10 protein-coding genes are annotated in these 13,836 nt (G+C 73.9%); 7 read left to right on the top strand and 3 right to left on the bottom strand.

Annotation, left to right across the window (positions count from 1 at the left end):
- The first annotated feature begins 33 nt into the window (after nt 1-33).
- The 3 genes from BLT97_RS01930 (at nt 34) to BLT97_RS01920 (ending at nt 3,567) form a co-directional block, all read left to right on the top strand.
- A complete protein-coding gene (locus tag BLT97_RS01930; RefSeq protein ID WP_093606866.1) occupies nt 34-1,287 on the top strand; it encodes an AAA family ATPase in 1,254 nt (417 codons plus the stop codon).
- Nucleotides 1,284-2,531, top strand: a complete 1,248-nt coding sequence (locus BLT97_RS01925) for a vWA domain-containing protein (RefSeq protein ID WP_093606865.1) — start codon at nt 1,284-1,286, stop codon at nt 2,529-2,531. The genes BLT97_RS01930 and BLT97_RS01925 overlap by 4 nt, the downstream gene beginning before the upstream one ends.
- A 103-nt stretch (nt 2,532-2,634) precedes the next feature.
- Entirely contained in the window at nt 2,635-3,567 is a 933-nt protein-coding gene (locus BLT97_RS01920) for a GNAT family N-acetyltransferase (protein ID WP_093606864.1), read from the top strand.
- A 27-nt stretch (nt 3,568-3,594) separates the two neighbouring features.
- Here BLT97_RS01920 and BLT97_RS01915 read toward each other — a convergent pair whose 3' ends face one another.
- Both BLT97_RS01915 and BLT97_RS01910 read right to left on the bottom strand, forming a co-directional pair.
- Nucleotides 3,595-5,424, bottom strand: coding sequence for an ABC transporter ATP-binding protein (locus BLT97_RS01915; protein WP_093606863.1), 1,830 nt, complete (start codon nt 5,422-5,424; stop codon nt 3,595-3,597).
- On the bottom strand, nt 5,421-7,283 hold the full coding sequence (locus BLT97_RS01910) for an ABC transporter transmembrane domain-containing protein (protein ID WP_093606862.1): 1,863 nt from the start codon (nt 7,281-7,283) through the stop codon (nt 5,421-5,423). The genes BLT97_RS01915 and BLT97_RS01910 overlap by 4 nt, the downstream gene beginning before the upstream one ends.
- Nucleotides 7,284-7,548: 265 nt before the next feature.
- Here BLT97_RS01910 and BLT97_RS01905 point away from each other — a divergent pair, with 265 nt between their 5' ends.
- The 3 genes from BLT97_RS01905 (at nt 7,549) to BLT97_RS01895 (ending at nt 11,044) form a co-directional block, all read left to right on the top strand.
- Nucleotides 7,549-8,832, top strand: a complete 1,284-nt coding sequence (locus BLT97_RS01905; protein ID WP_093606861.1) for an amidohydrolase family protein — start codon at nt 7,549-7,551, stop codon at nt 8,830-8,832.
- A gap of 112 nt (nt 8,833-8,944) precedes the next feature.
- Nucleotides 8,945-10,273, top strand: coding sequence for an amidohydrolase (locus BLT97_RS01900; RefSeq protein ID WP_093606860.1), 1,329 nt, complete (start codon nt 8,945-8,947; stop codon nt 10,271-10,273).
- Nucleotides 10,274-10,384: 111 nt separating this feature from the next.
- Complete coding sequence (locus BLT97_RS01895) at nt 10,385-11,044, top strand: TOPRIM nucleotidyl transferase/hydrolase domain-containing protein (protein WP_176953601.1); 660 nt, start codon at nt 10,385-10,387, stop codon at nt 11,042-11,044.
- Between the two features lie 6 nt (nt 11,045-11,050).
- Here the strand turns inward: BLT97_RS01895 and BLT97_RS01890 are convergent, their stop codons facing one another.
- Nucleotides 11,051-11,923: an endonuclease/exonuclease/phosphatase family protein gene (locus BLT97_RS01890; RefSeq protein WP_425442630.1), complete on the bottom strand. Its 873-nt coding sequence runs from the start codon at nt 11,921-11,923 to the stop codon at nt 11,051-11,053.
- Nucleotides 11,924-12,329: 406 nt separating this feature from the next.
- Between BLT97_RS01890 and BLT97_RS01885 the strand changes: the two genes are divergently transcribed.
- The gene (locus BLT97_RS01885; protein WP_176953600.1) at nt 12,330-13,835 is read left to right on the top strand and encodes a xanthine dehydrogenase small subunit; all 1,506 of its coding nucleotides are present in this window, start codon (nt 12,330-12,332) and stop codon (nt 13,833-13,835) included.
- The last annotated feature ends 1 nt before the right edge of the window (nt 13,836 follow it).

The raw sequence follows: 13,836 nt of genomic DNA, 5'->3' as shown, positions 1-13,836 counted from the left end.
GACTCCTCCACGTACAGACAAAGGTGATGACTCTTGACCCTGAACCCGCAGAAGCCGCAGAACCCGCAGAACCCACAGTCTTCCGAACTCGACGTAGCGGCCGACCTGTTGAAGCTCCTCGCCGACACCGCCACCGAGCCGCGCCCCGACGACCAGCTCGCCGCCCTGACCCTCGCCGTCGCGGCCGACCTGCCGGTGCTGCTGTGGGGCGAGCCGGGAATCGGCAAGACGGCCGCGCTGACCCAGCTCGCCGAGGCGCTCGACCTGCCTCTGACCACCGTGATCGCGAGCGTGCACGAGCCCTCCGACTTCGCCGGGCTCCCCGTCGTCGGCGACGACCCCGCTGTCCAGGGCGTGCCCATGGCCCCGCCGGACTGGGCCGTGCGCCTCGTCCGTGCGGGCAAGGGCCTGTTGTTCCTGGACGAGTTGTCGACCGCGCCGCCCGCCGTGCAGGCTGCGCTGCTGCGCGTGGTCCTGGAGCGGCGGATCGGCGCGCTGCGGCTGCCTGACGGCATCCGTATCGTCGCCGCCGTGAATCCGCGCGCGTCGGCCGCCGACGGCTGGGAGCTCAGCGCACCCCTGGCGAACCGGTTTGTGCATCTGCTTTGGGCCCACGACCAGGAGGTCGTCGTACGGGGTCTGGGCGGCGTGTGGCCGCGGGCCACGCTGCCCAGGCTCGACCCGGCGCTCCTGACGGATGCGGTCGCCCACGCACGCCGTGCCGTCTGCGGACTGCTCACCGCTCGTGCCTCCCTGGTGCACCGCCTGCCGACCACCGAGACCAAGCGCGGCGGTGCCTGGCCCTCGCCCCGCAGCTGGGAGATGACGGTGCGGCTGATCGCCTTCGCCACCGCATCCGGTGCCTCCCGTGAGGTGCTCTCGCTGCTCGTACGGGGGACCGTGGGCGACGGACCCGGTTTCGAACTCCTCGCGAGCATGGACCGGATGGACCTGCCGGACCCCGAACTGCTGCTCGCCGCACCGGAGTCGGCCGAGCTGCCGGACCGCGGCGACCTGCGGCAGGCCGTCCTCGACTCCGTCGTGGCGGCCGTGCGGGCCCGGCCCGACCGGGCACGCTGGGACGCGGCCTGGGCCCTGCTCGTGCGCGCCCTGGAGACCGGTGCGCCCGACCTCGTCGTCGTACCGGCGACCACCCTGGCCACCCTGCGGCGCACGGACTGGGACGTGCCCGCGGCCATCGAGCAGCTCGCCGGCGTGGTCACGGTGTCGCGGGACGCGGACCGGGCGGCGCCGCGCGTGGCGGCGCAGGCCAAGGCGGGTCGATGAGCGCGGGGACGGAGGCCGCCGCGGACACCCCCGCACTCGACACTGCCAAGCTCTACGCGGCCAGGCTGCACGCCGTCCGTGCCCGTCCGTACCTGGCCACCGCGTTGTTCGCCCTGCGGGTCGTGCCCTCGCGGCAGGTGCCCACCATGGGCGTCGACCGGTACTGGCGGTGCTACGTCTCCCCGGCCTTCGTGGAGCGCATGTCCGTCGAGGACCTCGCCTCCGTGTGGGTGCACGAGGTCTCGCATCTGCTGCGCGACCACCACGGGCGCAGCGACCGCTATGCGCACAAGCACGGACTCACCGGCGAGGGCGATCGGCTGCGGATGAACATCGCGGGGGACTGCGAGATCAACGACGACGCCTTCGGGGACGGACTGCCCGTGCCCAAGGGGGCGGTCCGGCCGGACATGCTGGGCCTGCCGGCCGGTGAGCTGATGGAGGACTATCTGCGGCAGTTCCGCCTGGGCCGGCTCACCGAGAGCTTCGCCTGGCTGGACTGCGGCAGCGGTGCCGACGGCCGCACCCGGCCCTGGGACCTCGGAGCGGACGGAGCCCACGGACTGACCCCGCAGGAACGGGAGTTGGTGCGGTTCCGGGTGGCGCAAGGCATCAAGGGGCGGCCCGGCAGCGCGTCCGAGGCCTGGGAGCGCTGGGCGGAGGAGGCGCTCCATCCGCCGCAGCCCTGGCGGGAGTTGCTGGGCGCCGCCATCCGCTCGGCAGCCTCCGCGCCCGGGGTGGGCGAGAACTACACGTACGGGCGTCCCGCACGCCGTTCCGTGAGCCTGCCCGGCATCGTCCTGCCGAGCCTGCGCCGCCGGCCGCCCCGCGTCAGCATTGTGATCGACACCTCCGGCTCGGTGAGCGACGCGGAGCTCGGCTCGGCCCTGCTCGAAGTCGCCGCGATCTCAAAGACGTTGGGCGGCCGGCGCGATCTGGTGAACGTGGTGCCCTGCGACGCCTCGGCACGCCTGGTCCACCCGCTCTGCCGCGGTCAGGGCATTCCGCTGCTCGGCGGCGGGGGCACCGACCTGCGGGCCGGGTTCGCCAAGGCCCTGCACAGCGGGCCCGCGCCCGACGTGATCGTCGTGCTCACGGACGGGCAGACGCCCTGGCCGCAGCGCCAGCCGCCGTGCCGGACCGTGGTCGGGCTCTTCCCGCGCCCCGGCTACGCGGAGGACGACGACACGGAGTACGAACCGGACCCGGTGCCGCACTGGGCCAGGGTGGTGGAGATCGGGTAGCCGCGGGCCCGTCGAACCTCCGATGCGGGCCCGCCGATCCTCCGTTGCGGGCCCGCCGAAACTCCGTTGCGAGCGCCCCGGCCGCGGCCCCACAGTGGGCCCCATGACGAACCTGACCGTGCGGCCCGCCACCCTCGGCGACGCGGCCGCGGCCACCGCGCTGGTCAATGCCGTGGACGTGGCCGAGGGCGGCCGGGCCGAGACCGACGTCGCCGAGATCCTCGCCGACTGGAAGCATCCCGAGGTCGACCTCGCCCGCGACTCCTGGCTGCTGCACGAGGACGGGGAGCTGGTCGGCTACGGGCTGCTGTGGGACGAGTCCGGCGGCGAGCGCATCGACATGGACCTCTACCTGCTGCCCGGGAACCCGGACCGGGCGCGGCGGATGCTGGAGCCGATGGAGGCGCGCGCCCTCGCGTGCGCCGCCGCGAACGGCGCCCGGCAGGCCGTGGTCCACCAGGGCCTGCACGTGTCCACCTCCGTCGACCGGGAGGTGCTGCGCGAGCGCGGCTGGCGGACGGTGCGGCGCTACCACGTGATGGACCGTCCGCTCTCGCCCACCGCCGACACCATGCCCGCGCCCCTGCCCGGCCTGTGCCTGCGCCCGTGCACCCAGGAGGCGGACCGCCGGATCGCGCACGCCCTGCTCCAGGAGTCCTTCGCCGACCACTTCGACTTCCAGCCGCGCACGTACGAGCAGTGGCTGCACGACATCGACGCGGAGAACGCCGACTGGTCGCTGGTCTGGATCGGCCGCCTGGAGGGCCAGGGCGACGTCGCCGCCCTGCGCACCCGCAACGACCGCGTCACGACGGGATGGATCAGCAACCTGGGTGTGCTGCGCGCCGCACGCGGCCGCGGGATCGCCGGCTATCTGCTGCGTTACGCGTTCTGGTACTACGCGGGACTGGGACGCGAGCGGATCAGTCTGGGCGTGGACACCGACAACGCTTCGGGTGCGCTCGGCCTGTACGAGCGGCACGGGATGACGCTGGACACGGCCGTGGACACCTGGGAGCTGATCCGCCCGGTCTGACCGCGCGTGACGCGGGCCCGGCGACCGTCACTCCGAGGCGGCCGGTCCGCGCGTGCCCGACCAGGCCGCCCACAGCCTCGCGTACGGGCCGCCCGCGTCCTTGAGCAGCTCATGCGGACCGGACTCCACGACCCGGCCGTGTTCGAGGACCACGACCCGGTCGGCCGTCGCGGCCTGGGTGAGGCGGTGGGCCACGATCAGCGCGGTGCGCCCATCGAGAGCGGCGCGCGCGGACTGTTCGAGGACCCGTGCGCCTGCGCTGCCGGCTTCCGCGGTGGCCTCGTCGAGCACGGCGACCAGCGGGTCGGCCAACACCAGCCGGGCCAGGGCCAGTTGCTGCGCCTTGGCCGCGTCCAGGCTGTGCGCACCCTCGCCGACGACCGTGTCCAGGCCGTCCGGCAGGGTCTCGGCCCAGGCGAGCGCGTCGACCGTGGCGAGCGCCGCACGCAGCTCCTCGTCGCTCGCGTCGGGACGGGCCAGGCGGAGGTCCTCGGCGAGCGTGCCCGCGAAGACGTGCAGTTCCTGCGAGACGAGGACCGCGCCGGGCCTGCCGTTCTCATGCGCGGGCATCGTGACCCCGCCGCTCGTGGGGCGCTGCACCCCGGCCAGGATCCGCGCCAGCGTGGACTTGCCGGCGCCGCTGGTGCCGACCAGCGCCACATGCTCGCCCTCGTGCAGGTCGAGGTCCACCTCGTGCAGGACGGGGGAGCCGTTCCCGTACGCGTGGGTGACGCCCCGGACGTGCACGAAGGCATCGGCACTGGTGGCCGCCGCGGGACGCGCCGGCTCCTCGGGCAGATCGGTCACGCCGACGAGCCGCGCGAGTCCGGCCGTCGCCGACTGGGCGTCGTCGAGCAGGACGAGCGCCGCGTTGATCGGGCCGAAGAGGTTGTGGAAGTACAGCGCGGCCGCGGTGGCCGTACCGATCGACACCGCATCCTCGCGGACCAGGATCAGCCCGGCGAGCAGCACGCCGACCAGGCCGATGTACTCGCCGATGTGCAGCCGTCCGTAGAAGCCGAGCACCAGGCGCACCCCGCGCTTGCTCAGCTCCACCGCCGCGTTCGACCGCTCCTCCACCCGCCGCGTGTGGTCCTCCTCCAGGAGGTGGCCGCGCACCGTGTCCGCGCCGCCGATCGTCTCCAGGAGCTGTTGCTGCTGCGCCCCGGTCGCGATGCGCTGCTTCGCGTACAGCGGCACGGCCCTGCGCACGTACCAGCGCGCCGTCCACGCCTGCACCGGCACCGCGAGCAGCGCCGCCACGAGGAAGCGCCAGTCGAGCACGGCGAGCGCGCCGAGCGTGAGGACGATCGTGAGGCTGGAGCGGGCGAGTTCGGGCAGCGCGGAGCGCACCGCCTCCGACACCCGCGCCACGTCGCCGGTCACGCGCGCGGTCAGGTCGCCGGAGCCGGCCCGCTCGATCCGGTCCGCGGGCAGGGCCAGGGCGCGCTCGACGAACCGCTCGCGCAGCCGGGCCAGCACCGACTCGCCCAGGCGCGCGGTCATCCCGAGGCCGAGCGCGGTCGAGGCGCCTTGCAGCACGGCGACCACGACGAGGAGCACGACGGGCAGGGTCAGGGTTCCGGTCGACACCGTGCCGGCGCCGCGTGCGCCTTCGGCGACGAGGTCGACGATGCGGCCGAGCAGGGGCTGGGTGAGCAGGCCGATCGCGGTCGCCGCGACCAGCACGAGGGCCGAGCGGACGGCGAGGCCCCGGTCGGGGCGCAGAAGTTCGAGGGCGGCGGCGCGGGTGCGCTTGCCGGAGGCGACCGGCAGCAGGTCGGAGTTCCGTGCGTCCGCCGCGTCGGGCGCGGGGCATCCGGTGGTCTCCTCGACGAGGTCGGGCGTGGTCGTCATGCCAGTACCGCCGTCCGGTAGCGAGCGTTGCGTTGGACGAGCTCCTCGTGGCGGGCCTCGTCGGTGAGCCGGCCGCCGTCGATCAGGACGACGCGGTCGGCCGCGGCGAGCAGCGCGGGGCTGCTGGTGACCAGGACGGTCGTACGGCCCCGGCGCACCTCGCGCAGACCGGTGGCGATCCGGGCCTCGGTGGCGGCGTCGATGGCCGTGGTCGGGTCGTGCACGACGAGCACCTCGCGGTCGGCGGCCAGCGCACGCGCGAGCGCGATGCGCTGGCGCTGTCCGCCGGAGAGCGCGCGCCCGCGTTCGCCGACGGGTGCGGCCATGCCCCCGGGTACGGAGGCTGCCACCTCGTCGGCGGCCGCGGCACGCGACGCGGCCTCGTGGGCGGTGCCGCCCGCGGCGGTGATGTTCTCCTCGATCGAGCCGGTGAACAGGTCGGCCGCATGGGCGGCGACGAGGAGCCGGGCCCGCAGCTCGCGCGGCGGCAGCGCGGTGAAGGGCACGCCGTCCAGGGCCAGGGTGCCCGCGTCCGGGTCGGTGCGGCGGGCCAGGCAGCGGACCAGGGTGTCGGCGTGGGCGGGGTCGGTGACGACCACACCGAGGAACTCGCCCGGGGCGACGGCCAGTTCGAGGTCGGTGAGGCCTTCGTGGGTGAGGCCGGTGAGCCGGAGGGCCGGGGGAGTCGCTTCGGTGCGTGCGGCGGGCACGCGGTCGTCTGCGGCCGGTGTGCCCGCGCTGCCTGCTCCGGCCGAGGCCCCCGCGCTGCCTGCTCCGGCCGGGGTCTCCGCGCTGCCCGCTCCTGCCGAGGTGCCCGCGCCGCCCGTGACGGCCGACGTCCCCGCGCTGCCTGCTCCGACCGGCGTCCCCGCGTCGCCCGCCACGGCTATGTCCCCGGGTGCGGCGAGCACCTCGCCGACCCGTCCCGCCGAAGCCCGCGAGCGCGCCACGTCCGCCGCCATCCAGGCCACCGTGTGCAGCGGCCCGGGCAGGAACAGCGCGAGGCCCACGGCCGCCACCAGCTCACCGAGCCCGATGGCGCCGGACAGCACCAGGTGCCCGCCCACCAGGGCGACGAGCGCGATGAACACACCCGTGAGGGTCTGCATCATCCCGGTCTGCACCCCCTCGGCCCGCGCCGCCCGCACCGTCGCGTCGAGCGCGGCCCGGCTGGTGCGCCGGTAGCGGTCGGACGCGGCCCGCTGCGCGCCGAGGCCCTGGAGCACCCGGACGCCCGCGACCAGGTCGGCGGCGACGCCCGAGGCGTGGGCGGCACGTTCCTGCTCCGCGTGACTGCGCTGCTCCAGCGGACGCGCGAGCAGCTGGCCGAGGCCCATCAGGACCGGTGTGCCCAGAAGAATCAGCAGGCCGAGCGGCACCGAGGCGCGCAGCAGCAGCACCGCACCCGTCGCCAGACCGACCACGGCTCCGAAGCCGAGCGGAAGCGCCATCGTCACCGCGCCGGCCCGGCGGGCGTCCTCGGTGGTGACGGAGACGAGCGCGCCCGGAGGACGGCCGCGCTCGGCCCCGCCGTACGGGTCGAGGACCCGGCGGATCAGGCGCAGGCGCAGCGTGTGCCCGGCGTGCTCCTTGGCGTATTCGGCCGCGCGGGCGCCCAGCTGGAAACCGCCCGAGAGGAAGACGTAGACGACCGCGAGGATCAGTGCCCAGCGGCCGAACGCGGCCAGGTCGGGGCGGACGATCGCCCGGTCGACCATGAAGCCGATGAGGACGGGGATCAGGGCCTCGCCGATCTGATGCGAGGAGTTCAGGACGCAGGCCGCGGCCACCCGCCGCCGCTCGTCCTTGATCACCGTACGCAGGACCTCACGCCCGTCGTGCCGCGCGGCGTCCCGCATGTTCGCTCCCCACCAGGCTGTCTTCAGAGTCAGGTAAGGCTAACTTGGCCCGCCGGTGAGGGGGAGAGGGGCCGGTCCGTCACTGATCACATGCGGCGGCGCTCTGGCTTTGTATACCAACACGACGGAGACATTGGCGGCAGTTCGGGTAAATGTGCAGCTCTGTCAAGGAAGTTCAGGGGCTTCGGCGTAACACCCTTGATCGCGTTCTCCAATTTGGTATACAAAAAATCCGTCGCGTCCCCCGACCCACCGAGGAGCCCTCATGTGCGTGGAAGCCGCACCGCCTCCCCCCAGCCGGATGACCCGCCGCGGGGTGCTCGCCGCGGCCGCCGCGCTCGCCGGCACCGCCACCGTGGCCACGCCCGCCGTGGCGGCGGCCCAGGACCGTGGCGACAAGGCGAAGGCGGGCGCAGCCCGCGGCGGTGACCTCGTGGTCGAGGGCGGGGCGCTGCTCGACCCGAAGACCGGCGACGTCACCGATGACGCCGTCGTCGTCATCGCGAACGGCGTGGTCCGCGCCGCCGGCGCCCGCCGTGACGTGTCCGTGCCGCAGGGCGTGCAGGCCGTCGACGCACACGGGAAGTGGATCCTGCCGGGGCTGATCGACGCCCACATCCACCTCAACACCGCCGCCGAGGCGCGCGACGCCGTACGGCAGGGCGCCACCAGCGCCCGCAGCGGCTCGACGAACTTCTACCAGGACATCGCCGTACGGGAGCTGGCCCGCCAGGTGCCTGCCCTCGCACCCCGCCTCCGGGCCGCCGGCGTCTTCGTCACGCCCGACCTCGGCGACACCGTGCTCGCCGACCCCGACCTCACCGAGCTGGCCCGCCTGAAGGACGGGGTGCGCTCCGCCGAGGCGCTGTGGCGCGTGGTCGAGGTGAACCTCGCCCGCGGTGTCGACTGCGTCAAGACCCGGGTCAACGAGCGCGCCGGCCTGCCCGAGCAGGACCCGCTCGCCCAGGTCTACTCGTACGAGCAGCTGCGCGAGATCGTCACCGCGGCCCGCCGCGGCGGCAAGGGCGTGCTCTGCCACAGCTACGCCGAGCAGGGCTGCCACGACGCCGTGACCGCGGGCATCCGCTCCCTGGAGCACGGCGTGTACGTGGGGGAGCGCACGCTGGCGGAGATGTGCCGCCGGGGCACGTACTTCACGCCGACACTCTCCGCGATCGCCGGTCTCGCCGAGTCCTCGAACCCCGTCCTCGCCGAGCGCGGCCGCACCTATCTGCCGGTGCTCAAGCAGGCCGTGCTCGCCGCGCACGAGCGGGGCGTCCCGCTCGCGGCCGGCACCGACTCCTCCGGTGGCACGGTCAAGCCGATCGGCCGGGAGATCGAGCTGATGCGCTCCGCCGGACTGTCCGCCCTGGACGCGATCCGCACCGCCACGACCGGCGCCGCCCGCCTGCTCGGCCTCGAGCGCACGGCGGGCCGCCTGGTGCGCGGCTTCGCCGGCGACGTGGTGATCGTCGACGGTGACCCGCTGGCCGACGTGACCGTCCTCAAGCGTCCGGCCCAGGTCGTACGGGCGGGAATCGCGCTCTGAGCGCGCTGCCACCCGTACGGGACGACCGCCCAGCGCTGCCACCCGTGCCGGCCCACCGCCCCGCACTGCCACCCGCACCGCGCAGCCCCCTCATACGCACGCAAGGAGCCCGATGACCCCCTCGCATTCCTCCGCCGTCTCGCGCCGCAACGTGCTCGCCGGAGCGGCCGCCCTCGCCGGTGCCGCCACGGTCGCCGGCGGCGTGCCCGCCCAGGCCGACGAGCACCCCGGCCGCGGGGACGGGCACGGCGTCCACGACGGCAAGGCCGTCGTCTTCCGCGACGTACGGCCTTTCGGCACGGGCAGGTCGGTGGACCTCGTCGTCGAGAACGGCAGGATCTCGGACCGTCCCGCGCCGCGCGGTGCCAAGGTCGTCGAGGGCCGCGGCCGCGCCGTGCTGCCCTCCCTGATCGACGCCCACATCCACCCCGACAAGACCACGTGGGGCGGCAAGTGGGTCACCCGCAAGCCGGCGAACTCCATCGCCGACTACGTGGCGCAGGACGTCGAGCTCTTCAACAGCCAGACCCGTTCCGTCGCCGAGCGCGCGTACGGACTCATGGGGCACGCCGTCGCCCGGGGTACCCGCGCCATGCGCGCCCACGCCGATGTCGCCCCGGCCTACGACCTCGCGGGAGTCGAGGGCCTCGGGACCGCGCGCGAGAAGCTGAAGCACGCGCTCGACGTGCAGATCGTGGCCTTCCCGCAGCACGGCGTGATCCGCACGCCCGGTACCAAGGAACTCCTGGAGGAGGCCGCGCGCACCGGTGCCGTGGACTTCATCGGCGGCATCGACCCGGGCGGCTTCGACCAGGCGCCGGTCGAGCAGCTTGACGTCCTGTTCGCGATCGCCGACCGGCACGGCGTGGGCCTCGACATCCACCTGCACGACCGCGGCGAGCGCGGCCTCGCGGCCCTGCGCGGCATCATCGAGCGCACCCGCGCCCTGTCCCTGCACGGCAAGGTCACCGTCAGCCACGTCTTCTGCGTCCCGGAGCTCGACGACGCCCAACTCGCCCAGTACGGCAAGCAGATGGGCGAGCTCGGCATCTCGCTGACCACGGTCGCGCCCTCCGCCGACCTCGTCCTGCCGATCGCCAAGCTGCGCGAGTACGGGGTGCACGTCGGCCTCGGCTCCGACGGCATCCGCGACTCGTGGAGCCCGTTCGGCAACGCGGACATGTTCGACCGCGCCCACAAGATGGGCTGGGTCACCGACGTACGCCTCGACGAGGAGCTCACCGCCTGCTTCACGGCAGCCGCCGACGGCGGCGCGGACGTCATGGGCCTACCGCACGCCGACCTCGCGCCGGGCGCCCCGGCCGACTTCGTGGTCCTGGACGCCGAGTGCGTGCCGCAGGTCGTCGTCGACACCCCGGCCCGCGATCTCGTCGTGCACGGCGGCGTGATCGTGGCCCGCGACGGCGAGCTGGTCCGCTAGGCCCGCGTCCCGGCAGGCCTGCGCAGGGCCGCGGCCCGCCAGGCCTGCGAAGCGCCAAGCCCGGCGAAAACTCCTTGCCCCACCGGGTGATCGCACTGCGAGACTGGCCCCATGAACGAGATGGGGCAGTTCCGCAGCGCGGTCACCCGGTGGGCCGCGCAGCGGACCGGGGAGCCGGCGGCCGGTGCACAGGCGAAGGAACTGGCCGAGCGGATCGGCCTGCGCACCGTCGTCCTCGTCGAGGGCGACAGCGACGTACGCGCGCTCGACGCCCTCGCGGCCCGGCGCGGCCGCGATCTCGAAGCCGAGGCCGTCGCGGTGATCCCGCTCGGCGGTGCCACCAACATCGGCCACTTCCTCGCCCGCTGCGGACCCCGCGGCCTCGGCGCCCCCACGACCGGACTGGTCGACATCGGCGAGGTGCGGCACTTCCAACGCGCCCTGGAACGCGAGGGGTTCGGGTCCGCGGGCACCCAGGACGACCTGGAGAGCCTGGGCTTCTACGTGTGCGACGCGGACCTGGAGGACGAGCTGATCCGCGCGCTCGGACCCGCGGGGGTGGAGCAGGTCATCGAGGCGCAGGACGAGCTGCGGCCCTTCCGTACCTTTCAGAACCAGCCGTTCCACCGCGAGCGCACCATCGACCAGCAGCTGCGCCGCTTCATGGGCACGCACAAGGGACGCAAGGCGCAGTACGCGCACGCGATGGTGCAGTCACTGGACATCGACCGGATCCCGCGCCCGCTGGAGCGGCTGCTCGCGCGCCTCTAGACGGGCTCAGGCGTCCCGTCCGGCCTCCGGGGCGCCGGTCACGTCCAGGTCCGTGTGCACCAGGTTGTGGTCCGAGTACTCGCTCAGGTGCACACCGTTCTCGACGGGGGCGATGCCGCGGACGAAGGTGTAGTCGAACTTGCTCATCCAGTCCGTGGTCGGCTCGCACACCCCGCCGGTCCCGGCCGGGTTGCACGCCGGGTCCCCGTCCTCGGCCAGATCCCACATCCGGGCGAGCTCGGGGGTGGTCGGCTCGGCGTTGAAGTCGCCCAGCACGATGGCGCGTTCATGCCGCGCGACGGCCCGCGCGAGCACCGCCGCCTGCTTCTCGCGTACGTCCGCCTGCTGCCGCTGGGCGAGATGGGTGGCGAAGACCCGCACCTGACGGCCGTCCACCTCGGTCGTGACCGCCATATAGCCGCGGTCCTCGGACCCGCCCTCGGGGTACTCCACGGTCTCCAGGTCCGTCATCGGCGCGGCCGACAGGAGCGCCTGGCCGAAGCCGCCGGGGTTCCACGGTGCGCCGCCGCAGCGGTTCCAGCTGCTCAGGACCGACCCGTACTCGACGTGGTACGTGATCCCGTACAGGTACTCCAAGTGGTCCCGGATCGCCTGGACATCGCGGACGCAGGCCTCCTGAAGAGCGATCACCTGGGGCGCGAACCGGGCGATCTCGGCGGCGCGGCCCACGTTGAACCCGGTGGCATTGCACGGGTTGCAGATGTTCCAGGTCATCACCCGGTTCGGGACGACCTCCCGGATCTGGTCGGGCGGCAGGGGCCGCGACGCCAGGGTCCCGCCCGGTGCGCTGGGGCCGACCAGGCCCACGCACGCGAGGACCATGGCACCGGCGAGCCAACGCGCGCCTGATCTGATCACCGTCGCCTCCCGGATGCGGAGACACACGACGTCACCGAAGGTCTCCTCTCCTACGAGGTTATGCGACGGTCCGCGCGCACCGTAGGGGTGCCCCCGATCTTGAGCGGTGATCCGGTGGCGTCCCGGCGTCCGGGCGGCTCTTGACCCCTGCCGGGAGGAGCGATTACGTTGCGGGCCTCTGACCTGTGAGACCTGTGACGGCGTAAGGAGGCCACCCGCGGATGAACACCTTCTCCGACCTCGGCCGCCTCGCCCAGCTCACCGTCTGGGTGCCGGGCCGCATCGCGCACGGCTGCTGACCGCGCCGCACCTTAAGTCTTCCTGCCCCGGCACGCCTCTGCGCGCGTGCCGTTCCCCTGCCCGCGGCCGGACTCCCGCGCGGGTGAACACAGAAAGCTGCCCTGCCTTGGCGCATCAGACAGAGCCCTGTATCTCCGTCAACGGAAGCGACACCCCGCTCGCACCCGCCGCCCCGCACACCACAGCCCTCGACTTCCTGCGCGAGCGCGGCCTGACCGGCACCAAGGAGGGCTGCGCGGAGGGCGAGTGCGGCGCCTGTTCGGTGCTCGTGGCCCGCCCCGGTGTGGACAAGCCCACCGACTGGGTGGCGGTCAACGCCTGCCTCGTGCCGGCCGCGGCCCTCGACGGCCAGGAGGTGATCACCTCCGAAGGACTCGCCACCGTGGGCGAGCCCGGCACCGCACCCGCCCTGCACCCGGTGCAGGAGGAGATGGCCACGCGCGGCGGATCCCAGTGCGGTTACTGCACACCGGGGTTCATCTGCAGCATGGCCGCCGAGTACTACCGTCCCGGCCGCTGCGAGCACCCGGCCGGTGACGCAGACGCCCAGCACCCGGCCGGTGACGGCGAAGCGCAGCACCCCGCCGATGCGGAGCACGGTCCCAACGGTTTCGACCTGCACGCCCTGAGCGGCAACCTCTGCCGCTGCACCGGCTACCGCCCCATCCGCGACGCCGCCTTCGCCGTCGGCGCCCCCGCGGAGGACGACCGCCTCGCGCGCCGCCGCGACGAGGCCCCGCCCGCGCCCGCCGCGACCACGTACACCCGGGACGGGCAGACCTTCGTACGGAAGAACTCCCTCGCCGAGACGCTCCAGTTGCTGAACGAGCGGCCGGACGCCGTGGTCGTCGCCGGGTCCACCGACTGGGGTGTGGAGGTGAACATCCGCTCCCGCAGGGCGGATTGCGTCGTCGCCGTGGACCGGCTGCCCGAACTGCGCGGTCTGGACCTCGGTTCCGAGCGCATCGAGATCGGTGCCGCGCTCACCCTCACCGAGATCGAACGTCGCCTCGACGGTGAAGTGCCGCTGCTCGCCGAGCTGTTCCCGCAGTTCGCCTCGCGGCTCATCCGCAACGGCGCCACCCTCGGCGGCAACCTCGGCACCGGGTCCCCGATCGGCGACAGCCCGCCGGTCCTGCTCGCCCTGGAGGCCTCGGTGGTGCTCGCCGGCACCGAGGGCGAGCGCGAGGTGCCGCTGGCCGAGTACTTCACCGGCTACCGGCAGAGCGTGCGTCGTCCGGGCGAACTGATCCGCGCCGTCCGCATCCCGCGCCCGCTGTCATCCGTCGCCGCCTTCCACAAGATCGCCAAGCGCCGCTTCGACGACATCTCCAGCGTGGCCGTGGCCTTCGCGCTCGACCTCGAGGACGGGCGCGTTCGCAAGGCCCGGATCGGACTCGGCGGCGTGGCCGCCACCCCGATCCGCGCCCTCGCCACCGAGGCCGCTCTGGAGGGCGAGCCGTGGTCGGCGGAGACCGTCGAGGCCGCCGCGCGCGTGCTGCGCGGCGAAGGCACGCCGATGGACGATCACCGCGCCTCCGCCCTCTACCGCAGCGCGATGCTCGGCCAGAGCCTGAAGAAGCTGTACGCACAGACCACGAAGGGGGCCTGAG

It is taken from the genome of Streptomyces indicus, from assembly GCF_900100315.1.
Classification (GTDB): Bacteria; Actinomycetota; Actinomycetes; order Streptomycetales; family Streptomycetaceae; genus Streptomyces; species Streptomyces indicus.
The sequence above is the reverse complement of the archived record's forward strand: the minus strand, read 5'-3'. Positions and strand labels throughout refer to the sequence as shown.

What these genes read in the sequence shown, in the direction of transcription:
- BLT97_RS01900 (WP_093606860.1), top strand. Translation starts at nt 8,945, where the DNA reads ATGACCCCCTCGCATTCCTCCGCCGTCTCGCGCCGCAACGTGCTCGCC.
- BLT97_RS01925 (WP_093606865.1), top strand. Translation starts at nt 1,284, where the DNA reads ATGAGCGCGGGGACGGAGGCCGCCGCGGACACCCCCGCACTCGACACT.
- BLT97_RS01915 (WP_093606863.1), bottom strand. Translation starts at nt 5,424, where the DNA reads ATGACGACCACGCCCGACCTCGTCGAGGAGACCACCGGATGCCCCGCG.
- BLT97_RS01905 (WP_093606861.1), top strand. Translation starts at nt 7,549, where the DNA reads ATGTGCGTGGAAGCCGCACCGCCTCCCCCCAGCCGGATGACCCGCCGC.
- BLT97_RS01895 (WP_176953601.1), top strand. Translation starts at nt 10,385, where the DNA reads ATGAACGAGATGGGGCAGTTCCGCAGCGCGGTCACCCGGTGGGCCGCG.
- BLT97_RS01920 (WP_093606864.1), top strand. Translation starts at nt 2,635, where the DNA reads ATGACGAACCTGACCGTGCGGCCCGCCACCCTCGGCGACGCGGCCGCG.
- BLT97_RS01910 (WP_093606862.1), bottom strand. Translation starts at nt 7,283, where the DNA reads ATGCGGGACGCCGCGCGGCACGACGGGCGTGAGGTCCTGCGTACGGTG.